Below are 24,050 nucleotides of genomic sequence, written 5' to 3' on the forward strand. Positions count from 1 at the left end.
TGCCTGACGGCGGTGAATAAACCAGAATTTGCTTGGCGACCATAGCATTATGGACCCACCTGATCCCATGCCGAACTCAGCAGTGAAACGTAATAGCGCCGATGGTAGTGTGGGGTCTCCCCATGTGAGAGTAGGACATCGCCAGGCTCCCAATTTAAGTTTACGTTGCTATAAACGTGAACTGTATAAAGATTGAATTTCAGCTTTGCTGAAAACAAAGAATTTACTTGGCGACCATAGCACTATGGACCCACCTGATCCCATGCCGAACTCAGAAGTGAAACATAGTAGCGCCGATGGTAGTGTGGGGTCTCCCCATGTGAGAGTAGGTCATCGCCAGGTTCCAAATTGCTTTATGCTGAATAGACACTGCGGAGTGGTAGTTCAGTTGGTTAGAATACCGGCCTGTCACGCCGGGGGTCGCGGGTTCGAGTCCCGTCCACTCCGCCAATCATTAAGTCCCTAGCAGAAATGCTGGGGATTTTTTGTATGCGCAGTACAGAGCGACCTGTCACGCTGCCAAAGGCCGAATGAGTCTAAATAAAGAATCTGCGATATCTTTCTATTATTCGCGTGGAATGTTCAACGTTATTGAGATTAATTGTTATGATGCTTGGTTAGTATTTAGTTGCTAATGTATTGGTATGTCATCATTTCTATCTCAACCTCAAACAGTCGATATTCCTGATTTTAAAGGCATTTGCTATCAGTGTGATTTTTCACTAGAGCAGTTTTCACTATCGGCTTTTCAACAATTGGCTATTTCCATGCCAGATAGCCTCCGTTCAGCTGTGAGCAAGCGACAAGCTGAATTTCTGGCAGGCAGATACTTGGCGAAAATAATCCTAACCCAAATGTCTTTACCGCAGGTTGAAGTTGCGATCGGTCATAACCGCGCCCCTGTTTGGCCTGAAGGTGTTATAGGTACAATCAGTCATCATCAGAGCAAAGCCATTTGTGCTATCCAGCATAGCACCGGAGCGGGTGATGGTATCGGTATTGATACCGAGAGACTCATTGCCAATGATATGGTTGAAGGAGTGTGTTCAACCATTATTTGCTCTAGAGAAAATGCTTTGATTATGCCCTTGTCTGGTAGTCAATCACTGTGGCTAACTGTGATTTTTTCTGCCAAAGAAAGCTTGTTTAAAGCACTCTACAGACAGGTTCAGCGTTATTTTGACTTCCTAGATGCTGAAGTTATTGCTATTGAGCAACAATCTATGACACTTAAGCTGCTTACTCAGTTAACCCCGGAATTATCCGCAGGGCGTACTTTTAAAGTTCATTATCGGATTTCGGGGAATGAAGTGCTGACTTTTGTTCAGGCGACCACTAACACTGAGCGATTAGTTACAATATAAAATGTTCTGGCAAAAAGTTTTGCTATTTATTGCTAGGCTGTACAGCTTTATGAGCTCGAGTAACATTATAGTCAAAAAGCTGAACGGGTTTTTAGTTTTTATATTTCAATGGCTTAATTTTATTTATTGCTGAATTAAAAGAAGGCTTTCGGGAGGGGCAGCTTTTACCCTGCCATGTTATCCAAAGCTGTACGTTTAGGGAGTTTGGATGTGGCTCGCACCATAGGGGGCTTCAGGGTAAAATACCAACATAGTTAAAGCATGCTGAGCATGAAAGGAAAGGTGATGACAGTAGCCACCAATGACAATACCCATGTTGATAGCGATCTGCTGACAGAGATAGCCATTGCTTACTATCAGGACGGGGCCACGCAGGAGGAGATCTCGAAAAAGTTTGGGATGTCGCGGGCTAAAGTTGGCCGCTTGTTGCGTCGAGCACGTGATGAAGGCGTTGTGGAGATCACTGTAAAGTACCACCCGGTATTCAGTGAAAAACTTGAGCAACAACTGATAGAGCGATTTAACTTAAAGCGTGCATTGATTGCCTTGGATCAGCCTGACGATGAAGCTCAGCGTCAACAAGTCGCGAGCTTGGTATCTAGTTATCTGGCTTCTACTTTGACCGATGATATGGTAGTGACTGTCGGACAGGGGCGAAATATTGCCACGATTGCCAATCATGTCGGGGTGGTAGCGCATCGAAAATGCCGCTTTGTGTGTGGTATTGGCGGCACTCACCGTTCGGGTAATGCAATTAATGCCGACCATATCTGCCGTCAGTTGGCCAAGAAGTATGATGGTATCAGTGAAACTTTGTATGCCCCTGCTTATGTCGAAGACATCAAGGTTAAGGAAGCTTTTATGAAAAACGGTACGGTCAAGGAAACACTGGATCGTGCCCGAAGAGCTGACGTCGCTTTGGTGGGCGTTGGTGATATGAACGAGAACAGCCATATGGTTAAGCTCGGCTGGTTTACTCCTCAGGAGATTGTTGAAGCCCGTATTCGTCGGGGTGTTGTCGGTGATATTGCCGGCTATGACTTTTTTGATAGTCAGGGCCAGAAAGCCGATACCATGATGAGTGATAGGGTGATTGGCCTGAGCATGGAAGAGTTACGCCACATTCCGACGGTAGTGGTTACTGCTGCAGAGAATAGCAAAGCATTGGCCTTGCTTGGCGCATTGCGCTCGGGAATTGTCGATGTGTTGGCTACAAGCGTGAGCAATGCCCTGACGATTCTGAACCTGGATCAGCAGATGAAATAGCCGTAGCATTAGGCAAAGATACGACAAAGGCTGCAATTATGCAGCCTTTCCTGTTTGTGCGGATTAGAAAATTGGTTGCTATGCTTTTTTAGTGGCTTGGGGTTAGTTATTTTCCTCGAACATATCTCGGCAAAGGGGGGCAGCGTTGAGGTTCATATTATCAATATTACTATGGTTGGTACCGCTTCAATCTTTGGAAGCCAGCCCTTGGGAGAAGATAAGCTCCCCGAGTACGGGTAAGTCAGAATCTATAGGTACCTACAACAATGGCTGTCTGGCTGGCGGGGAAGATTTAGCGCTGCAAGGTGATGGTTACCAGGTTATGCGTTCACACCGCGGACGCTATTTTGGCCATCAGAGTATGATCCAATTTCTCCACGATCTCTCTAACGGGGTTCGGCAGCTCGAGCTCGGGCAACTTTTGGTCGGTGATATTGCTATGCCACGCGGAGGTCGATTTTCTTCCGGTCATGCAAGTCATCAAACTGGTCTTGATGCTGATATTTGGCTCAAACTTACCGATAGTCCTTTATCTCAACAGCAGCTAATTGATGTTCAGCCTCTGCCAATGGTCCACATCAAGGATTATAAAATTCATCAGGAAAACTGGGGCGAAGAGCAGGCTATGTTGGTACAACTGGCCGCTGTCGATGAGCGGGTTGCGCGTATTTTTGTTCACCCTGTGATTAAGGAGCAGCTCTGTAAGCGCGAATGGACTGATAGAGCCTGGCTGAGAAAAGTGCGTCCTTGGTGGGGACATTATTACCATTTTCATGTCAGGTTGCATTGTCCGGATGGAAACAAAAACTGTAAACCACAGAAGGCACCGCCTGCTGGTGATGGCTGTGGGGCCGAGCTTGCATCGTGGAAACCAAAATCGGAACCCGCAAAAAACAAGAAGAAAGTAGCCAAAATCAAGAAGAAGCCGCCAAGGCCGCCTGAACAATGTTTGGTTCTATTGCGAAAGTAGGTTTGGAACAGTTATGAACTCAGGGACAGTTTTCGAAGAGTCTTGATATGAGCAAGTAATAAAAAAGCGCCATGAGGCGCTTTTTCATATCGCTATTGCTTACCCGAACGCTTATGCAAGGCCCTGTAGGGTAACGAACTTCTCTAGTAGTTCGTCATCGGTCTCTACATGTTCCGGATCAACAATAATGCAGTTGCTAATAGGACAAACGGACTGACAAGTCGGTTTGTCGTAGTGCCCTTTGCACTCAGTGCATCGATCCGGGTCGATCTCGTAGATCTCTGCGCCCATGGTGATCGCCTCGTTAGGACACTCGGGATCACACATGTCGCAGTTAATGCACTTACTGGTAATAAGTAGTGCCATAACGATTACTTACTGTCTTTTGGAGCGTGTGGATTACGGGTATTCTCACCAGTATTGAGATTGCGCATCAGCAGACCATAATCGAGATCCATATCCTGCGGGACAGGGATAAAGACGAAGTGGCCGTTGCCTTTTGCGTCATCAATGGACTCTGACTTACGGTTTTCCATCATCTCTAGGTTGAAGATCACGTTCCCTTTTGGTGTCATGACTTCAAGGCTGTCACCGACAATGAACTTGTTCTTAACTTCGATTTCAGCTAAGTCGCCACGGCGTTTGCCCGTGAACTCACCAACAAATTGCTGAGAGTCAGAAATTGAGTAGCCGTAGTCATAGTTCTGGTATGCATCGTGGGTGTGACGGCGCAGGAAGCCTTCGGTATAGCCGCGATGTGCCAGGCTTTCCAATGTACCCATTAGGCTCTCGTCAAACTCTTTACCGGCGACAGCATCATCAATTGCTTTACGGTAAACCTGCGCAGTACGTGCACAGTAGTAGAACGATTTAGTACGGCCTTCAATCTTCAGCGAGTGAACGCCCATCTTAGTCAGACGGTCAACGTGCTGAATGGCGCGCAGATCTTTGGAGTTCATGATGTAAGTGCCGTGCTCGTCTTCGAATGCTGCCATCTTTTCTTCAGGGCGATGGGCTTCGCTCAGTAGTACAACATCGTCGATTGGCTTGCCAAGGCCCAGTGTATTGTCAGGGCGTTCTTCAACATCTTGTACCTGTACAGATGCATCCTGAACTTCAACGATTTGGCCAGCATCGTTCTCGGTCGCTTTTTCGGTTTTGTATTCCCAGCGACAGGCGTTAGTACAAGTACCCTGGTTCGGGTCACGCTTGTTGATGTAACCAGATAGAAGGCAACGGCCTGAGTAAGCCATGCATAGCGCGCCGTGAACAAAAATTTCCAGCTCGGTTTCCGGGCAGTGTTCGCGGATCTCTTCGATTTCTTCCAGAGAAAGCTCGCGCGACAGGATCACACGTTCAACGCCCTGAGTAGACCAGAACTTCACAGTTGCCCAGTTAACGGCGTTGGCCTGAACCGAAAGGTGAATTGGCATTTCAGGGAAGTTTTCGCGAACCATCATGATAAGACCCGGGTCAGACATGATCAGGGCATCAGGGCCCATGTCGACGATAGGCTTGAGATCGCGAATAAACGTTTTAAGTTTAGAGTTATGCGGTTGAATGTTACAGACCACGTAAAGCTTTTTGCCCTGGGCATGGGCTTCATCAATACCGATTTTTAGGTTTTCGTGATTGAACTCGTTGTTACGTACACGAAGGCTGTAACGTGGCTGACCAGCATAGACAGCATCAGCGCCGTATGCGAATGCATAACGCATATTTTTCAGGCTGCCGGCAGGCGATAACAATTCAGGTTTAAACATATCTCTTATATTCCAGTGTCTGATTCCAAATCAGGCCGTATCTGCAGGGGATACGGATGTGAGGCGGGATTTTACTGTGATCAGTACCACAAAGGCAATTAAAACAGAGTTTAGATTCGAGCAGAGAGAAGCGAGTGGCGAGGGAGTTGTAGAAGACGGGAGGTACAAAGGCTTAAAATTAACCATTCGTACCTCGCCACTTTTAAATTATTCTTTTGCTTCCAGGCCGCCCAGTACCTCGAATACATTTGGCAGGAAGGCCGAGAACTCGCCGCACATCAATGATAAATCGGCATCGATTCGTGCTGCGATTTCTTCGCGATCGATATCTTCATTCTGATCTTTAATTTCATCAGAGAACTTCAGGCGCTTGATACCAAGATCCGCTTCTAGGACGAAGTCGATACGATCCTGCCAGTTCAGAGCCAGTTTAGTAACCAGCTTATCGGCTTCGATGTGTGCAAGAATTTCATCACAGCTTAGGTCTTGCTGCTTGCAGCGGATCACGCCACCATCTTCCAAAATGGCTTTAAGCTCAGCTTCTTCACCCACGGTAAAACCGTCTGGTGAGGTATTTGAGCGTACCCATTCGGTCATGGTCAGTTCTGCCGGCTTTTCTGGCGTTACAGGTACAACGGGTAGAGAACCAATCGATTTACGCAATAGTGCCAATAAGTCTTCAGCTTTTTTGTAGCTACCCGCATCAACGATGATGAAGCCTTCTTTCGGCATGATCAACGCATAGGTTTGCGAGTGACGGCTGAATGCGCGTGGCAGTAAATCCATCACGATTTCGTCTTTAATGGTGTCTTTTTCGCTTTTCTTCAGCTTACGACCCTGCTCTTGTTCCTGCATTTCTACTTTGGCATTAAGGGATTCCTTAATTACCGATGCTGGCAGCATTTTCTCTTCTTTACGGACACAGACAAGGATGTTGTCGCCTACTACGTGTGTAAACATATCGCCATGCTTACCCAGCGCGTGTACCCAACCAAACTTTTGGATATCTTGGCTACCACAAGGGGTAAAGCAGAACTCTTCCAGTTGCTTTTCAATCTGATCTGGGTTGAGGTCGATCTCTCGGGTAAAGCGGTAGGTCAGTATGTTTTTAAACCACATCATGGTAGTTACGAATCCTAGGTTGTGCATTTGGCTGACAATCTTATTGCATTGCACTGTCTTTGTCGCAATTTTTCTCTCAACGATTGGGTGGGACGAGGTAAAAATTGCGATACAATCAATCCAGTTTTCCTGACTGGCATATACACCAATAATGAAGATCCTTCACACCTCTGACTGGCACCTTGGCCATCAGCTGCATGGCTATAGCCGTGACTATGAACATCAGGCTTTTCTGGACTGGCTGGCTGAAACGCTAGAGCAACAGCAGATCGATGCACTGTTGGTTGCTGGCGATATTTTTGATACTGCCAACCCGCCCGCGAGTGCCTGGAGAATGCTGTATCGCTTTATGGCTCGCCTGGCTAAAACAATGCCTCAGCTGGATGTTGTGATGATTGGCGGTAATCATGATTCGCCAAGCAAACTCGATGCGCCGCACGAGCTGCTGAAGGCGTTTGATTTGCATATGGTTGGCGGTATTCAGCGTGATGAAAATGGCCAGCTTGACCATCAGCGGATGTTGGTGCCGTTGACAAATAAATCCGGTGAGCAGACAGCATGGGTGCTGGCGGTCCCGTTCCTGCGCAGCGCGGATTTGCGTACCGAAGATCTCGGTGAAGATGATGATCGTCTGATCAAAGGGGTCGAAACCCTGTACGCCGAAATGACCCAGGCAGCTCGCGAACAAAAAAAAATGAATCAGGCTCTGATTGGGATGGGTCATGCCTTTATGGCTTCAGGTAAGTTGTCCGAGATGTCGGAGCGCCGTGTGTTGGGAGGAAACCAACATGCACTGCCAGCGTCGATTTTTGCTGATGATGTTAGCTATGTTGCGCTGGGACACCTGCATTTACCGCAGATGGTTGCCAAACAAGAGCATATTCGTTACAGCGGTTCGCCATTACCTTTATCGATGTCTGAGCGTCGATATAAACATCAGGTCGTTGTCGTAGAACTTGATGGTGAACAAGTGGTTGAGATTGAATCGGTCATGGTCCCACGGGTTGTGGACATGCTGAAAGTACCGGCCTCTCCTGCGCCATTGGATCAGGTCCTGGATGAGCTGATTGCACTGGAGAGCGAGGAGATGCCCCGCGAACAGCAACCGCTGCTTGAAGTCCATGTGCTGCTTGATAAACCGCAGGCGCTATTGCGAGAAAAGGTGCTGCAGGCATTGGATGGTAAACCCGTACGATTAGCTAAAATTACCCCGCATTACCAGCAGCAGGATCAACAAGATTCTTTGGGGCATCGACGGTTGTCAGATGTTTCGCCTCAGCAGGTATTTGCGTTGAGCTGGTCAAAGAAATACGACGGCGAGCCGAACGAGGAAATGTCGGCGGCATTCGAAAGTTTGTTGTTTCAGCTTGAAGATACTGAAGCTTAAGTAGTGAGAAAAAAATAACGATGAAAATTCTAGCGCTACGTGGCGAGAACCTTGCCAGCTTACAACATAAATTTGAGATTGATTTCGCCCATGGTCGATTGGGCGAGGCTGGCCTGTTTGCCATTACCGGAAAAACCGGAGCCGGCAAATCGACGTTGCTTGATGCTATCTGTCTGGCATTGTTTGACCGCATTCCTCGCTTGCAGTCGAACAAGAAAAATGATGCTGAGATTGGTCGTGATGATGATACCAGCCGGATCAAAGCCAATGATGTCCGTAGCATTTTGTCTCGGGGCAAGGCCGAGGGCTTTGCTGAAGTCGACTTTGTAGCGAATGACGGCAGTCACTGGCGGGCTCATTGGCATGTCCGCCGTGCCCGTGGCCGTGCCGAAGGCCGAATTCAGGCTTCGGAGCAATGGCTGGAGAGTATTGAAACCGGCCAGCGATTTGCAGGGAAAAAGCAAGAGCTTCAGATAGAAATGGAGCGGTTGATTGGTTTATCGTTTGAACAATTCCGCCGAGCGGTCATGCTGCCGCAAGGGGAGTTTGCTGCTTTCCTGAAAGCCGGAGCCGATGAACGAGCAGCGCTGCTTGAGCGTATGACCGGTGGTGAAGTTTATGGTCGACTCTCTGTTGCTGCCTATGAGCGGGCAAGAGGTGAAAAACTAAAGCTGACTCAACTACAGGAAAAGCTGGGTGAGATCACTGTGCTGTCAGATGACGACAAGCAACTGCTGATTGAGCAAATCGAGCAACTAAAACAGCAGGTGCAGCAGTTAGAGACACAGCAGAATGAATTCAAGCTGCATCAACAAACGCTTAAAACCGAAAAAGCGACCGCAGAACGGGTTGCTGAAGCACAGGTGAAATGGTTACAAGCCAAGCAACAAGAAGCCGATGCTCAACCTCGCTACGAACAATTAGCGCTGATTGAAAAGGTGCAACCGGCACACCGGGATTTTTCGTTGCTACAACAGACAACTGCACAGTTAGCCAAACTGGCACACGCGTTGGCTCAGGCTGAGGCTGCTTTATTGGCTGAGAAACAACAGTTAGCTAAAGCAGAGTTGCAAGCGACAACGGCTCAAGACAAATTGAATCAAACCCGACAGCAATGGGATCAGGTAGAGCCCAAATTGAAAGAGGCTGCGAAGTGGGATCAGCAAGCTGACGGTTTGCGCGCGCAGTTAAGTGATCATGAGAAAGAGCTGCAACAACGCAATGAGTCTGTATCGGCTCAGCAACAGCAATTCCAGCAGGTTCAGCAGCAACAGCTGACGCAACAACAGCGTCAGCAACAGCTATCTATAACCCTTGAGCAAAACCAAACATTCAAAGCGGTGGCAGAGCAGTATGCCTCGGTAAGGGATAATCTTGAGCAGTATCTTTCCGCTCACCGCACACGCTCTAAGCTGCACAAAGAAAAACAGCAAATAGAGGCTGCCCAGCAAGATCATGGGCGCCAGCAAGCCGATGTCGAAGGGCAATTAAAAGAATTGCTAGCCAGGAAAGCTGATTGTGAGGCGCAGAGCCAGCAGTTTGACTTGGTTGCGCTTGAGCAATTGCAAACTCAGGGGCGCAGCCAGTATTCGGAAAAGCAGCAGCGAAGGGATGTTCTTCGACAGGCTATTTCGGGTGCAAAAGAGTGGACGTTATTGCTACATCAGGCTGATAAAATACGTGTAGAACAGCATGAGTTACAGACGGGTATCAGCCAGGCTGAGCAACGACTGGTTGTATTGCTCCCCGAGCTGGATATACAGACGATACAGCATCAAGAAGTTGAACGCATGCTGCAGCAAAGCCGTGCGGTAATGAATCTAGAAGATTACCGTAATGAACTGCAGCCGAATGATGCCTGTCCGCTGTGTGGCTCTCATGATCACCCTTATGCCACTGAAAATCCTGTTGCCGATGGATTATTGCATACTCAGCAACAGCGCCTGGATACCTTGACCAAGCAACTTCAGGATGGCCAAGCCGAGCGACGTCATTTGCAGCAAGTTGTCCAGAAAGATCAGCTGCGAGTCGATGGCCTGAAAAATGATCGACAGCAGCTGGATACTCAAGTTGAACATCTTTACCGTCAATTTGAAACGGTACTGAGTTCACTGAATGTGTCAGATCGCCTGAGTCTGAATAGTGACGTTCAAACCCTGAATCAGCAGCTAGTGCAATGGCAGCAGGATGTCGAACAGACAATGCTTGAATTAACCGCATTGCAGCAAAGCGGTGAACAGCGTCAGCAACAGATCCTGCAAGGTCGACAACTAGTGGCACAGTTGCAGCAGATTCAGCAGCAGGAAGCCGAACTGAAAGAGCAGCAACATGCCTTGGCCAAGACTTCGACCCAATGGCTGGAGCGGCTTCAGTCACTGGATGATCAGGGCAGTGTACAGCAAGGTATTCTTACTGCACGAGCGAGTACTTTGAGTGAGCAATATGGCTGTGATGTATGGCTAGAGCAGCTGAAGCAACTTGGCTCAGAGCAGTTTTTCCAGCAGCTGGATATTGAGGTTCAGCAGTTTACGGAAAATCAGCAGGCGCTGGTGGATACCGAGAAGCTATTAAGCGAGCTGGCACCTCAAATCGCCGAACTGGAAACATCATTGCAAAACGGCCAGAAGCAATGTTCGGAACTTACTGAGAAAACCGAGCTGCTGAAAAAAGATATTCAGCATGTCTGGCAGCTTCGTGTTGCACTGGTTGGTGAGCAAAACTTGCAACAACTAGAGCAACAACAAAAACAGGCTTTAGTTGCCCAGCAAGAGGCACTAGACGCAGTACATGTGATCCAGCGTAAATCAGCAGAGGCTAAGGCTGCGGCAGAGGCGGCGTTCAATGGTGTGAGGCAGCAGCAGGCCCATGCTGAAGGTGAACAAAAACTATTGGTTCAGCGGTGGTTGGATTGGCAGCAAAAGCTTGGGCTGAGTGAGCAGCAACTGACAGATTGCTTGAGTAAAGATGAAGCGTGGCTAACACGTGAGCGTGAAGCGCTAAAAGAGATTGGACAGAGACTAGCATCGGCGCAAACGGTGCTGGCGGAGCGCGAGCAGGCGGTTGTTGAGCATCAGGAATTGGCTGCACTTTCGCACCAATGGTTCAATGAACTTGGTGTAGAGGAGTATGGCTCTGCGGACGGTATGGCTCAGCAAGCGCAGCTGGTCGCTGATTGGAATAATCAAAAAGCGGATCTCGATGAACAGTATTACCAGCAACGTCAGCGTCTAGATCTCGCGGTTAACGCTGAGCGTCAATCGGGTGAGTTAACCCAGCAGTTGATGGCCCAGCAGGGGCAGACTGAGCTGTGGCTGCAAATGAGTGAGCTTATAGGTTCGGCTACCGGTAATAAGTTCCGTACGCTGGCACAGGGTCTGACGTTGCAGCAGCTGGTGATTTTGGCCAATGAGCACTTGCAGGATCTCGCCCCCCGCTATGCGCTTCAGCCTGTACCGGGCAGTCCGTTGGCCCTGCAGGTGATTGACCACGATATGGGCGATGAGGTCCGTAGTGTGGAATCTTTGTCTGGCGGCGAGAGCTTTCTCGTTTCGCTCGCGCTTGCTCTGGCCTTGGCGTCACTGGCGGCTGATACCCGCCAGTTAGGCTCGCTATTTATCGATGAAGGTTTCGGTACCCTTGATCCGGATAGTTTGGAAATGGCACTGGCTTGCCTTGATGCCCTGCAGGCGGATGGTCGTCAAATCGGAGTGATCTCCCATGTTGGTACTATGGTTGAGCGAATTGGGGTGCAGGTTGCCGTTGAGGCGCAAGGAGGCGGTAGAAGCCAGATCTCTATTAGAGGTTAGGCTCTACCTCAGTAACTTCTTGAAATGGATAAAGTCGCCACAACACGATAAGAGAGCAGTTGCATTAATAAATGATAAACATATGGTTACGCTTTTATCGTGTTGGGTCACAAAAGTGTCATAATAAAAACACATAATGACGCTCGACAGACAACAACTACTAGGTATAGACCACTATGGTAAGACGGATTCTTGTAGTAGAAGACGAAGCACCAATCCGCGAGATGTTGTGCTTTGTTCTCGAACAAAAGGGATATGAGGCGATTGAGGCCGAGGATTACGATACGGCGCTGGAGAAAATCTGCGAACCATATCCGGAGCTAGTGCTTCTGGACTGGATGTTGCCGGGCGGCTCTGGGATTAACCTGATCAAACACCTCAAGCGTGATGAAATGACACGCCAGATCCCGGTAGTAATGTTAACTGCTCGTGGTGAGGAAGAAGACAAGGTTCGTGGCCTCGAAGTGGGTGCGGATGACTACATCACTAAACCTTTTTCACCCAAAGAACTGATGGCTCGTCTGAAGGCAGTTATGCGCCGTGTATCACCAACCTCGTTGGATGATGTGATCGATGTACATGGCCTAAAGTTGGATCCGGTTTCTCACCGTGTGACGTCCAACGAAGAGCCTCTGGACATGGGGCCGACCGAGTTCAAGATGCTGCACTTCTTTATGACTCACCAAGAGCGTGTCTATAGCCGCGAACAGCTGCTGAACAATGTTTGGGGTACCAATGTGTATGTTGAAGACCGTACCGTCGACGTTCATATCCGTCGTCTGCGAAAAGCATTGGAAACCGGTGGACACGATAAAATGGTACAAACGGTACGTGGTGCGGGTTACCGTTTCTCAACCCGTATGTAAGCTATTGTTCAATACATAGCGCAATACACTGCTTAATAGATAGCACTGAGTTTGAAATAGATACGGAAGTGAGCGAAGGCTTTCGTTGAGATGGAGTGGTCGATGGTAGAACGGCTGTCGTGGAAAAAGCTGGTCTGGGAACTGGCCTTTTTCTATTTGCCCTGGATAGGTTTGGGTCTGGTTTTTGGATACATGCCCTGGTTTTTGCTGGTGGCGACCTGGATCCAGTTGATCTGGCATTTTCACAATCAGCTGAAGATGTCCGACTGGCTGTGGAAAGAGCGTAGCATGACCCCTCCATCAGGTTCTGGCAGTTGGGAACCGCTGTTTAACGGGATTTACCGCTTGCAGCAGCGTAATCGCCGTCGTCGCAAAGAGCTGGCGACACTGATCCGCCGTTTCCGCAACGGAGCGGAATCCCTTCCTGATGCGGTTGTTGTCTTTCGCAGCGAAGGGAATATTGTCTGGTGCAACAAACTGGCCCAGCACCTGTTGGGTTTTCGCTGGCCGGATGATGCCGGGCAGCCTATCAGTAACCTTCTGCGTAGCCCCGATTTTGTCCGCTATCTGGCCAAGCAGTCGTTTGATTCGCCGCTGGAAATTACCTCTCCGCTCAATTATGACCGAACGCTGGAACTGAGGATCATGCATTACACCGAGGGGGAGTACCTGATGGTGGTGCGGGATGTTTCGCAGGTTAAACAGCTAGAAGGTATGCGCCGTAATTTCTTTGCTAATGTCTCCCACGAACTGCGGACCCCGATGACGGTGTTGCAGGGCTATTTGGAAATGTCGAAAGACCCGGAAATGCTGGTTGGCCCGATGTGGGATAAGGCACACGGGGTGATGACAGAGCAGCTGCTGCGTATGAATTCGCTGGTTGAACAGCTGCTTACCTTGTCCAAGATCGAGGCCGCTCCGAATATTGAGCTGGAAGAGACGATCGACGTGCCGTCCATGTTAGATATTCTTGAAAAAGAAGCGGTCTCTCTCAGTGGGGGCAATGAACAGCTATTTAGCTTCAGCGTTGATAAGTCGTTAAAGGTCTTGGGGGATGAAGATCAGCTGCGCAGTGCGATTTCCAACTTGGTTTACAATGCGGTGAAACATACCCCGAAAAATGCCGAAGTGTCGGTACGGTGGTACCTGTCGGCAGCCGGCCCGCGGCTGGAAGTGACCGATAGCGGCGAAGGAATTGAACCACAGCATATTCATCGTCTGACGGAGCGTTTCTATCGAGTCGACAAAGCCCGTTCACGGGAGACGGGGGGCAGCGGCCTGGGACTGGCGATAGTGAAGCATGCTTTGAGCCACCATGATTCCCAGCTTGAAATAGAAAGTGTGGTTGGTGAAGGCTGCACGTTTTCCTTTACCTTGCCACAAAGGCTGGTGGCTGAAGCCGCCTAAGCCTGCGAAAAAGAGATTGAAGATAGCGGCCCTCGGGCCGCTATTGTCGTTTACTACCTTTAGAGGGATCACCGGAACTTATGACAAGCCTGTACCGTAAACTGGGATATTTACTGGCACTAATCGGTAGTTTGGGGGTAGCTGCTGCCGATGACGAACTTGCGGAATACCATAAGATCAGTGGTATTTCCGGTAATCTGTCGTCGGTTGGCTCGGACACGTTTGCTAATTTGATGACCTATTGGTCTGAAGAGTTCAAACGCCTCTATCCTAATGTGAATGTGCAGGTACAGGCTGCAGGCTCGTCGACAGCTCCGACGGCATTAACCGAGGCCACGGCTCAGCTGGGGCCGATGAGCCGAATGATGAAAGCCAAGGAAGTTGAGGCTTTTGAGCATGAATATGGTTACAAGCCGACAGCTATCAGGGTCGCGATTGATGCTTTGGCTGTTTTTGTTCATGAGGATAACCCGCTACAGGGGATCAGTTTTACCCAGATCGATGCGATTTATTCACGGACAATGCGTTGTGGTGGTGCCGGACCAATTACCCGCTGGGGGCAGCTTGGTTTGACAGGGAGCTGGGCACACCGTGATATTCAGTTGTTTGGTCGAAATTCTGTATCAGGAACCTATGGGTATTTCAAGCAGCGTGCTCTTTGTCAGGGGGATTTCAGGAATAATGTCAACGAGCAGCCGGGCTCGGCTTCTGTTGTGCAATCGGTATCGAGTTCGCTGAACTCGATTGGCTACTCTGGAATTGGCTATAAAACGACGGGGATCCGGGCCATCCCCGTCGCCCGGGAAGACGGTGGTGAGTATGTCGAGGCATCAATTGAAAACTCACTCAATGGCAGCTATCCACTGGCACGCTACCTGTATATTTATGTCAATAAGCATCCAAACAAGCCCATGGCTCCGTTAGAGGCTGAATTTATCAAGTTTATTCTTTCTCGTTTTGGCCAGAATATGGTTGAAAAAGACGGTTATGTTCCGCTTTCTTCGTCGATTGTGACGGCTGATTTGGTGTTGCTTGGACTGATGGCCGAATACTAGGTATCGATAGTTAGCTGCCAGCCGGCTTTGGCCCAGTATTCTTGCTCTTGCCGTAAATCGGCCGCGAGTAGCTTATTGCTCTCTTCCCAGCCTTCGGGCAAGGCAAGACGCCAGTTTTCTTTATTGGCTTCAACCGCAATAGCCGGCAGGGATTCCTCACTACGTTGACCGTTAAGGGCAACGGCAAGGCGTAGTGTGCGGATTAACGGGTATAAGTGTTTGCGCTTGTAGATGCTGAGCTCCGGCATCTCATCGAGCTTCAATGCCTTACGCTGAAAGCGGACCAAAGTGGCGAGTACAGTTTGTTGTTCAAGGTTAAATCCAGGCATCGTACTAAAACGCAACAGGTAGGCAGAGTGGCGATGAAACCCCGGATAACTGATACTTAGCCCGGCTTCATGGAGCAATGCTCCCCAGCCTAATAGTGTCGACAGCTCTGATTTTGTCAGCCCCGGTTGTGGCTCGATTTGACTATAGAGGTATTCCGCGGTGTCTTTGACTCGTTCGGCCTGAGCCATATCAACGTTATATTGTGTTGCCATCGCACTGGCGGTTCGGGTACGGATATCGCTGTGACGAAATCGGTCTTCCATTTCGTACAACAGTCCTTCGCGCAGCGCCCCGTCTGAAAACGTCATCTCTTCAATCTTCAACGAACAGAAGACAGCATTGAGTATTGCCACACCCGCGGCAAAGACTGGCTTGCGATCTTCGCTCAAGCCGGTCAAATCCATTTCATCGGCGTTTTTGTAGCTGAGTATTTTGTCTGTTAGTTGGTTAAGGCGTTTGGCTGTAATGATGCCATCGCTGAACCCCATCCCAATCAACACCTCCCGGATGGCTTTGATGGTTCCGGATGAACCAACGGCATATTGCCAGCTTTTCTTTCGATATTGATTGGCAATGCTTTCCATCTTTTGCTGGGCAGCCAGTGTTGCTGCCGCCATATTCTTGGCATTGATTTTTCCTTTGGCAAAAAAGTGCTGGTTGTAGCTAACGCACCCCATATGCTTGCTATAGAGCAAGTGGGTATCAAAGTTTTCGCCGATAACCAGTTCGGTACTTCCTCCGCCGATGTCTATAACCAGTTTACGGCCATTTTCCGGTTGGGTATGGGCGACGCCGAGATAGATCAAGCGGGCTTCCTCGGTGCCTGGAATGATTTCAATCGGATAGGGGATGATGCCCTCGGCACGTTTGAGAAAAACATGGGCGTTTTGGGCTTGGCGCAGGGTGTAGGTTGCAGCAATACGAACATTCTCTGGCTCAAAGCCTTGCAGGCGCTCAGCAAACATGGCCAGGCAGTTTAGGCCGCGTTGGATAGCGGACTGATCTAGGTTGTGCTGTTCATCGAGTCCGGAAGCCAGCTGAACGCGCTGCTTATGGCGGCTGATAATTTGCAGGCTTTGCCCGATGACGCGAGCAACAACCATATGGAAGCTGTTCGAGCCAATATCGATTGCGGCGATCTCTCGTGGACGTGGGTTCTCAATCATTGTTAACCATCGCTTTCTCGGCTTTTTTTCTGAGCTGTTTTTCAGAGTGCTTCAGGTAATCATAGATCGCAATTTGGGAACGGATCTTACGGCGGTTTCCCCGAGGAACATATTGATTGCTCATTTCCTTATCGATAACCCGTGCTTTGACTGTATCGGTGAGCTGAATATTCAGAATATCGATAATTTTCTTTTTCAGCGCCGGATCCCTGATCGGGCAGCCAACTTCTATTCGGTTGTCGATATTGCGGGTCATCCAGTCGGCAGACGAGATCATCACCTCGGGATCGCCGTTGTTCTCGAATACCACCACACGCGGGTGCTCGAGGAAACGGTCGACAATACTGATTGCCGTAATATTTTCGCTGATCCCCTTGATTCCCGGGATCAGCGAACACATTCCTCGCACAATCAGCTTGATGGCGACTCCGGAACTGCTTGCCTGATAAAGCATGTTAATCAATCCCTTATCAACCAAGTTATTCACCTTAAGTGTAATACCCGATGGCAGGTTTTGCTTGGCATGGGCAATTTCCCTGTCTATCAGATCATACAGGCGCGAGCGGGAATTGCGCGGAGATACGATTAAGTGGTTGAATTTTACTGGCCGGTAAGGGTTTTCGATATATTCGAAGACCTGCCGGACTTCATTGGTGATTTCATCGTCACAGGTCATTAGCGAGAAGTCGGTATAGAGGCGCGCCGTGTTCTCGTGAAAATTTCCCGTGCCTAGGTGGGCGTAACGTACCAACTTTTCGCCTTCCCTACGGGTGATGAGGCATAGTTTGGAATGAATTTTTAAACCCGGTACACCAAATACCACGTGTACCCCCGCCTCGGTCAGACGACGTGCCCAGATAATATTCGCTTCCTCGTCAAATCGAGCCTGCAGTTCCACAACGACGGTTACCCGCTTGCCGTTGTTGGCTGCATCTATCATTGACTCGATGATTCGGGAATTTTTCGCAACTCGGTAGATATTAATCTTGATGCCGAGGACTTTGGGATCATAGGCCGCCTGGCGAACCAGTTCGGTCATATGGTTGAAGGTATGGTACGGGTAGTGCAGCAGTATGTCCTGCGCCTGAATCGCGTCAAAGGCATTGCGGGCAGAGGTGAAATGATAACTTTGTATCGGCTGCAGAGGTTTGTTTTCCAGATAGTAACGGCCAACATTCGGAAAGCCGATGAAATCTTTGAAATTATGATAACGGCCTCCGGGAATAATGCTGTCATAACTTGACACTTTCAGCAGCCCGCAGAGTACGTCGATCATCTCGCTCGGCATATCGCGCTGATAGACAAAGCGAACCGGCATTGCCGTAAGGCGCTGGTTCAGCCCTTCTGACATTTGTTCCAGCAGGCTATGCTCGACCTCTAGGCTTAGATCGTATTCGGCATCCCGGGTCATCTTCATTGAATAGGCACTAAGGCTGTCGTATTCGAAAAAGCCACTGAAAATATCATCAAGGCAAAAGCGAATAATGTTATCCAGTAATATAAGAGTCTTGCGCCTTTTTCCCTTTGCTTCAGGTAGCTCGATAAAGCGTGGTAGCTGATCGGTCGGAATTTCGATCAGGGCATGGCCTTTCTTTTCTCCCTGTTGCATCTCAACCGTCAGGTAGGAATACTCATCTTTTAGAAATTCGAGCAGGTTAATATCTTCAGTGAGTAGAATTGGAATGATATGGGGAAGAATTGCATTGCGGAAGTATTTGCGTAGCCAGGCTTTCTGATGGTTATCCAGCTGTAGTTCATTGACCAGAAAAATATGCCGGCGGGCCATTTCCAGCAGTATTTCGTTATAGAGGCTATCGAAGTCCTGGTTAAGTTTTAGGACTCGGCTCTGGATTTTACTGAGCAGCTGCTTAGCACTGTCGTTGCTGCCTTGTTCTTGGCTGATCAGTATCTGGCGTTTTACATCGGCAAAGCGAACTTGGTAAAATTCATCTGTATTGCTGGAAAAAATACCAAGAAAGCGGACGCGCTCAATTAGCGGCACTGATCTGTCTGCCGCCTCTTGGAGAACGCGTTCATTAAATGATAGCCAGCTTAATTCTTTTTCAATATAGAGAGATTCCGTACTCATTGTTTTCCTGCTAAATAAGCTATGGGCTAAAGCTGTGCCTCTTTAGTTAGTTTTCATCGATGTCGATGTTTAGATCGTCAGCCAGCTTTTCCAGTTCCTCCTGGACCACTTCGAGCTCAAGCTCTGAAGGTAATTCAAGTTGAAAGTTTGCCGTGAAAAGGGGGTAGCCCCAGTTAGGTGCGCTTTGGGTATTTGTTTTGAGTTTGTCTATATTGATCCCGAGCTGGTTGAGCTTGGCGGTGACCTCTTTGACAATCCCGAGTCGGTCATTGCCGGTAACAGTGAGGCTGTGCAGTGTGGTGACTGGAACTGCTTTGCTGTCATCTTCGACAATATGGATCTGCAATTCATCGATCTTTGATAGGGTTTGACTTAATACAGGAAGATATTGCTCTGCGACTTCGATCTGCAGTATACCGGCAAATTGCCCGGCAAGTTTACTGAGGCTGCTGGCCAGCCAGTTACCATGATTTTGGTAAATTGTATCGGAGAGCGTTTCGACTAAACCAGGACGGTCTTTACCAATAACAGTAATAACGAGATGCTTCATAACAACTTCCTTATTCGTAGTAGGCTTGTTCATTATGTGAGCAAGTACAATATCTGTCCAGAAGCAACGGTAGAACGGCCAGTGAAATGAAAGGAGTATTGGCCTGACCCGTACCGGCTGTCATATAATTGTCATCTAAAAGAAATATTATTGATAAACGTATAAATCTTATGAGGTAATAATGGCAGACGCCAGTGCACTTTTGAGGGGAGACAGTCCTGGCCGTCGAGTAAAAGACAAACTGGCGCGCTATGGAGTGACCGCTGGTGGTATTTTTGTTCTTATTACTTTAGTCCTGATTTTCTTCTATTTGCTCTATGTCATTATGCCGATTTTTGCTTCGGTCAAAGTGACCCCCAAGCAGGCATTTTCCATTGATTTCCCAGACCAGCCTGCAGCCATTTATCTCAATGAGCAAAATAACATTGCCTATAGGATGTCTCAGCAGGGAAATTTGACCTTCGTGAGCCTAAGCTCGCCGCAAGCCGGGGAGCAGATAAGCCAGTATACCGTGATGGCAAAGCCAACCAGTTTTGCTCGTTCGCTACCTCGTGAAGAGGTTTTTGCCTACGGTGGGCAGTCCGGTGAGGTGGTGGTGTTCAAACCGGTCTTTCAAGTCACATTTTCCGGCAATGTAAAACAAACAACCCCTGATATTACCTATCCTCTCGGACAGGCGTCGTTTCAGCTTGATCCTGATGGCCTGCCTATTACTCAGCTTGCTGTATCATTGCGAGCCGATCATGCTGTCGTGGTCGGAGTGACGGCGGATCATCGGGTAAGGGCAATGATATTCCGTCATCAGGATGGCCTGCCCGGACAGGTGTCAGATTGGTTATCGCAGTCATTTTATATTGATGGATTGCCTGAAACACTCACCGCTTTGGCTGTGACTCCCGATACCCGGACATTATACGCTTTGAGCGGCGATAATTTATATGTAGTGACACTGGACGGGGTGAACTCGACGATCCGCAATGTTGTCGATGTGAGTACAGCTCAGGGTACGCCGCAGAAGTTGACATTATTATCGGGCGCAAACTCCTTGCTGATCACGGCCAGTGATAACTCGGTATCGCAGTGGTTCGAAACCCTTCTCGAGGGCAAGCGAACACTGGTTAATGCGCGAGATTTTGTCTTGTCTGACAGCCCTGTCGTACGGTTAGTACCTGAATATTCCCGCAAAGGTTTTTTTGCCGTACACCAGGACGGTACGCTTTCGGCATACTACACCACGGTCAAAGGCCATATCTATCGCGATCAGATGTTGGACAGGGTACCTGACTGGGTCACTATTTCTCCTCGTGCCGATCGTTTGCTGACGGTTAACGGTGATCGCTGGCAGCTCTACCAGGTTGACAATCGCCACCCGGAAATAGGTTTTTCATCGCTGTGGCAAAAGATTTGGTATGAGGGATACCCCGAGCCGGATTACGTTTGGCAGTCGACCTCTGCCAGTGATGAATTTGAACCGAAGCTAAGCTTGGTTCCTGTCGTTTTCGGTACCCTCAAGGCGGCGGTGTATGCGATGTTTTTCGCAATTCCGATGGCGTTGGCCGGGGCGATTTATACGGCCTATTTTATGTCATCGAGAATGCGCCGGGTGATTAAGCCAACGGTTGAAATTATGGAAGCCCTGCCGACGGTTATTTTGGGTTTCTTGGCCGGAATTTGGCTTGCACCGATCGTTGAAGAGTATCTGCCTGGCATTGCGATGATTATCGTGGCCTTCCCATTAATGATGTTGTTGGTTGGGATCGGTTGGTCACTGCTTCCGGGGCAGTGGCGACATCGCTTGCCGAACGGACTGCACATTATATTGCTGATGCCGATGATTGTGCTGCTAGGCTATGGCTGCCTTGAAGCGAGCCCGCATGTTGAGCAATGGTTATTTGCCGGTGATATGCGGATGTACCTTACCAATGAGTGGGGAGTTGGCTATGACCAGCGCAATACGCTCGTTGTGGGTATTGCGATGGGATTTGCGGTGATCCCGACCATTTTCACGATTGCCGAAGATGCCATTTTTTCGGTACCAGGACATCTCACCAGCGGTTCATTGGCTCTGGGAGCGACACATTGGCAGACTCTGACTCGTGTCGTCTTGCTGACGGCCAGCCCGGGCATTTTTTCGGCCATCATGATGGGGCTTGGCCGGGCGGTTGGCGAAACAATGATTGTACTGATGGCTACGGGGAATACCCCGATTATGGATTGGAACATACTGGAAGGCTTGCGGACCTTGTCTGCAACTATTGCGATTGAGATGCCCGAAACCGAGGTAGGCAGCTCGCACTACCGGGTCTTGTTCCTGGCTGCATTTGTATTGTTTGTGTTTACTTTTATTTTCAACACGATTGCCGAGCTTGTTCGTCAGCGTTTGCGAGAAAAATACAGCTCACTGTAATGTGAACGCCCACTAACCGACAGATAGAATGAAACAGATAAAGTGATGGGAAATTGGTTTAAATCGGGTTCTCCATGGATATGGCTGACTGCTGGAGCGGTGAGCCTGAGCCTGGTTGCCGTACTGGGCTTGTTGTTACTGATAGGCTGGAAGGGGCTGAGTTATTTCTGGCCGGCCCCTGTGTATCAGTTTGATGTTGATATCAACGGTCACAAGCAGGTCATTATCGGTGAGGTTTATGAGACAAAGTCGGTATCGGTTCGTCAGTTGGCCGAGGCCGGTGTCGATGTGTCGGCAATAGAAGGCGAGCGGGTTTTTCGATATCTGATCAAAACAGGAAACCGTGAGCGTGTAGAACTCGATTTTATAACTCTGCTTGAAACTCAGATCAACAGCCGGGCGCTTGCCGATGATATCGCGGTGATTGACCGAATTAAAAACGGTAAATTCTACGGTTATCCCATTAGCTTTATTGATGATGGTGAAAGCAAGCCGATCGAAGGATTAGCGCAGGGGCTATTGGCCGCCGAGCAGGTTCGGGATGAAATTAAGGTGTTGCAGAAGACAGATATTGCGGCAATTAACCATCAGCTTGAATTACTGCGCCAGCAGGAACGCCGACATGGCAAGCAGCCGGAATTTACCCTGCAGCGTCAGCAACTCGATCAGCGTTATGCTGCTGTTGAGCAACGGCTGTTAGACTTGCGGTTGCGGTTGGAAAATGATGCCTTGCTGGTTCGCGACATGGTCGGTACCACAGTGAAATTACCTATCGAGCAGATGTTGGATATTTGGTATCCGAACAATTTAACGACACTTGAAAAAGTGGCCCACTGGGGCAGCCAGATCGGGAAGTTTGTCGGCGAGGATCCCCGAGAGGCCAATACGGAAGGCGGGGTTTTTCCTGCTATCTTCGGTACCGTTTTCATGGTGTTGCTGATGAGTGTTATCGTGACTCCACTCGGGGTCATGGCGGCGATCTATTTGCATGAGTACGCAGGGAAAAACCCTTTTACCAAGTTGATTCGGGTTGCTGTGATCAACCTGGCCGGCGTTCCGTCTATTGTTTATGGTGTCTTTGGCCTTGGTTTTTTCGTCTATATGGTCGGCGGCACGATTGATGATGTCTTTTTCTCTGATCAGCTGCCAGCCCCAACCTTTGGTACACCTGGTATTTTATGGTCAGCATTGACGCTGGCAATCCTGACGCTGCCAGTCGTTATAGTCTCAACGGAAGAAGGCTTGGCGCGGATACCGAATTCGGTGCGTCACGGCTCATTGGCGCTAGGAGCGACACAGGCAGAAACCCTGTGGCGAATTGTGCTGCCGATGGCCAGTCCGGCTATAATGACAGGGCTTATCTTGGCGGTTGCTCGGGCGGCAGGTGAGGTTGCTCCCCTGATGTTGGTGGGGGTCGTCAAAATGGCCCCGACCTTGCCGGTGGATGATCAGTTTCCTTATTTGCATCTGGATCGTAAGTTCATGCACCTTGGCTACCATATCTATGATGTCGGGTTTCAAAGCCCCAATGTCGAAGCCGCTCGGCCTCTGGTGTATGCCACCTCGTTTTTGCTGGTGACGGTGATTGTCGGGCTGAACCTGACGGCCATTGGTATTCGAAATCACTTACGTGAGAAATTCCGCTCTTTGGAACAATAACGGGACACAGTAAATTACATGTTTTCAATTAACTCGACCATGGGCCTGTTTGAGCCAGAAGATTTAGCCGCGTTACCCGAAGAGAAAACGGCGATGTCGATTGAGGGGCTTGATCTGCATTATGGTAATCAACAGGCTCTGTATAATATCAATATGCGGATAGCCAAAGGTCAGGTGACTTCGTTTATCGGTCCGTCAGGCTGCGGTAAGTCAACCTTATTGCGCTGTATCAACCGGATGAACGAGCTGGTGGAGGGATGTACGGTCGAAGGCAAGATTATGCTCCACGGCCAGAATATCTATGACAGCAAGGTTGATGTTGCCACCCTGAGGAGACGGGTCGGGATGGTATTCCAGCGACCGAATCCGTTTCCAAAATCCATTTATGAAAATGTGATTTATGGGCTGCGTCTACAAGGGCTCAAAGAGCGTCGAGTGCTGGATGATGCAGTCGAAAACTCACTACGCGGTGCCGCTTTGTGGGATGAGGTCAAAGACCGTTTGCATGAAAATGCTTTTGGGCTATCTGGAGGTCAGCAGCAACGTTTGGTGATTGCCCGGGCGATTGCGATTGAGCCTGAAGTCTTGCTGCTGGACGAGCCGACCTCGGCACTGGATCCAATTTCGACCCTGACGATTGAAGAGCTGATCAATGAGCTCAAAACCAAGTACACCGTGATTATTGTTACCCATAATATGCAGCAGGCCGCCCGAGTATCGGATAACACGGCATTTATGCATATGGGGGAGCTGGTGGAATACGCCAATACCAACGATATTTTCACTACGCCCAAAGAAAAACGAACGGAAGATTACATTACTGGCCGATACGGTTAAGGAATC

Annotated in this window: 17 protein-coding genes, 1 tRNA gene and 2 rRNA genes; 14 read left to right on the top strand and 6 right to left on the bottom strand. The window is 49.1% G+C overall.

Going from position 1 to position 24,050, the window contains the following annotated elements; all coding sequences use genetic code 11:
- The first annotated feature begins 31 nt into the window (after window positions 1–31).
- The 6 genes from rrf (EDI28_RS20310) to mepA all read left to right on the top strand — a co-directional run bounded on the left by rrf (EDI28_RS20310) (window position 32) and on the right by mepA (window position 3,600).
- Window positions 32–147: ribosomal RNA gene (rrf, locus tag EDI28_RS20310) — 5S ribosomal RNA — on the top strand.
- Between the two features lie 79 nt (window positions 148–226).
- Window positions 227–342, top strand: a 5S ribosomal RNA gene (rrf, locus tag EDI28_RS20315).
- Between the two features lie 31 nt (window positions 343–373).
- A tRNA-Asp gene (locus EDI28_RS20320) sits at window positions 374–450 on the top strand.
- Window positions 451–644: 194 nt separating this feature from the next.
- Window positions 645–1,364: a 4'-phosphopantetheinyl transferase family protein gene (locus tag EDI28_RS20325; protein ID WP_128785719.1), complete on the top strand. Its 720-nt coding sequence runs from the start codon at window positions 645–647 to the stop codon at window positions 1,362–1,364.
- A 285-nt stretch (window positions 1,365–1,649) separates the two neighbouring features.
- Window positions 1,650–2,630: a sugar-binding transcriptional regulator gene (locus EDI28_RS20330; RefSeq protein WP_128785720.1), complete on the top strand. Its 981-nt coding sequence runs from the start codon at window positions 1,650–1,652 to the stop codon at window positions 2,628–2,630.
- Window positions 2,631–2,775: 145 nt separating this feature from the next.
- The gene (gene mepA / locus EDI28_RS20335) at window positions 2,776–3,600 is read left to right on the top strand and encodes a penicillin-insensitive murein endopeptidase (protein ID WP_128785721.1); all 825 of its coding nucleotides are present in this window, start codon (window positions 2,776–2,778) and stop codon (window positions 3,598–3,600) included.
- 111 nt (window positions 3,601–3,711) lie between these two features.
- Here mepA and EDI28_RS20340 read toward each other — a convergent pair whose 3' ends face one another.
- The 3 genes from EDI28_RS20340 to rdgC form a co-directional block, all read right to left on the bottom strand.
- Window positions 3,712–3,966: a YfhL family 4Fe-4S dicluster ferredoxin gene (locus tag EDI28_RS20340; protein ID WP_128785722.1), complete on the bottom strand. Its 255-nt coding sequence runs from the start codon at window positions 3,964–3,966 to the stop codon at window positions 3,712–3,714.
- A 5-nt stretch (window positions 3,967–3,971) separates the two neighbouring features.
- Window positions 3,972–5,363 carry a prephenate-dependent tRNA uridine(34) hydroxylase TrhP gene (gene trhP / locus EDI28_RS20345; RefSeq protein WP_128785723.1) on the bottom strand — a complete coding sequence of 464 codons (1,392 nt, stop codon included), beginning with the start codon at window positions 5,361–5,363 and terminating at the stop codon, window positions 3,972–3,974.
- Window positions 5,364–5,570: 207 nt separating this feature from the next.
- Window positions 5,571–6,482: a recombination-associated protein RdgC gene (gene rdgC, locus EDI28_RS20350; RefSeq protein ID WP_199287470.1), complete on the bottom strand. Its 912-nt coding sequence runs from the start codon at window positions 6,480–6,482 to the stop codon at window positions 5,571–5,573.
- A gap of 154 nt (window positions 6,483–6,636) precedes the next feature.
- Between rdgC and EDI28_RS20355 the strand changes: the two genes are divergently transcribed.
- The 5 genes from EDI28_RS20355 to EDI28_RS20375 all read left to right on the top strand — a co-directional run bounded on the left by EDI28_RS20355 (window position 6,637) and on the right by EDI28_RS20375 (window position 15,006).
- Window positions 6,637–7,872, top strand: a complete 1,236-nt coding sequence (locus tag EDI28_RS20355) for an exonuclease SbcCD subunit D C-terminal domain-containing protein (protein ID WP_128785725.1) — start codon at window positions 6,637–6,639, stop codon at window positions 7,870–7,872.
- Window positions 7,873–7,892: 20 nt separating this feature from the next.
- The gene (locus tag EDI28_RS20360) at window positions 7,893–11,678 is read left to right on the top strand and encodes an AAA family ATPase (RefSeq protein WP_128785726.1); all 3,786 of its coding nucleotides are present in this window, start codon (window positions 7,893–7,895) and stop codon (window positions 11,676–11,678) included.
- A gap of 176 nt (window positions 11,679–11,854) precedes the next feature.
- Window positions 11,855–12,544 carry a phosphate regulon transcriptional regulator PhoB gene (gene phoB, locus EDI28_RS20365; protein WP_128785727.1) on the top strand — a complete coding sequence of 230 codons (690 nt, stop codon included), beginning with the start codon at window positions 11,855–11,857 and terminating at the stop codon, window positions 12,542–12,544.
- A gap of 102 nt (window positions 12,545–12,646) precedes the next feature.
- Complete coding sequence (gene phoR / locus EDI28_RS20370; RefSeq protein ID WP_128785728.1) at window positions 12,647–13,951, top strand: phosphate regulon sensor histidine kinase PhoR; 1,305 nt, start codon at window positions 12,647–12,649, stop codon at window positions 13,949–13,951.
- 80 nt (window positions 13,952–14,031) lie between these two features.
- Entirely contained in the window at window positions 14,032–15,006 is a 975-nt protein-coding gene (locus EDI28_RS20375; RefSeq protein WP_128785729.1) for a PstS family phosphate ABC transporter substrate-binding protein, read from the top strand.
- Here EDI28_RS20375 and ppx read toward each other — a convergent pair.
- From ppx to EDI28_RS20390, 3 genes are read right to left on the bottom strand one after another with little or no spacing between them, the layout of a single operon-like run.
- Complete coding sequence (gene ppx, locus EDI28_RS20380; protein ID WP_128785730.1) at window positions 15,003–16,502, bottom strand: exopolyphosphatase; 1,500 nt, start codon at window positions 16,500–16,502, stop codon at window positions 15,003–15,005. The two genes, EDI28_RS20375 and ppx, sit on opposite strands and share 4 nt — an antisense overlap.
- Window positions 16,495–18,591: a polyphosphate kinase 1 gene (gene ppk1 / locus EDI28_RS20385; protein WP_128785731.1), complete on the bottom strand. Its 2,097-nt coding sequence runs from the start codon at window positions 18,589–18,591 to the stop codon at window positions 16,495–16,497. The genes ppx and ppk1 overlap by 8 nt, the downstream gene beginning before the upstream one ends.
- Window positions 18,592–18,637: 46 nt before the next feature.
- On the bottom strand, window positions 18,638–19,141 hold the full coding sequence (locus tag EDI28_RS20390; protein ID WP_128785732.1) for a glycine cleavage system transcriptional repressor: 504 nt from the start codon (window positions 19,139–19,141) through the stop codon (window positions 18,638–18,640).
- A gap of 181 nt (window positions 19,142–19,322) precedes the next feature.
- On the opposite strand from EDI28_RS20390, the gene EDI28_RS20395 reads away from it, so the two are divergent.
- From EDI28_RS20395 to pstB, 3 genes are read left to right on the top strand one after another with little or no spacing between them, the layout of a single operon-like run.
- Window positions 19,323–21,548: an ABC transporter permease subunit gene (locus EDI28_RS20395; RefSeq protein WP_128785733.1), complete on the top strand. Its 2,226-nt coding sequence runs from the start codon at window positions 19,323–19,325 to the stop codon at window positions 21,546–21,548.
- 45 nt (window positions 21,549–21,593) lie between these two features.
- Window positions 21,594–23,207, top strand: coding sequence for a phosphate ABC transporter permease PstA (gene pstA, locus EDI28_RS20400; protein ID WP_128785734.1), 1,614 nt, complete (start codon window positions 21,594–21,596; stop codon window positions 23,205–23,207).
- An 18-nt stretch (window positions 23,208–23,225) separates the two neighbouring features.
- Window positions 23,226–24,044, top strand: coding sequence for a phosphate ABC transporter ATP-binding protein PstB (gene pstB, locus EDI28_RS20405; protein WP_128785735.1), 819 nt, complete (start codon window positions 23,226–23,228; stop codon window positions 24,042–24,044).
- Window positions 24,045–24,050 lie beyond the last annotated feature (6 nt).

Source organism: Photobacterium chitinilyticum (assembly GCF_004104355.1).
In the GTDB taxonomy this organism is placed as follows: Bacteria; Pseudomonadota; Gammaproteobacteria; order Enterobacterales; family Vibrionaceae; genus Photobacterium; species Photobacterium chitinilyticum.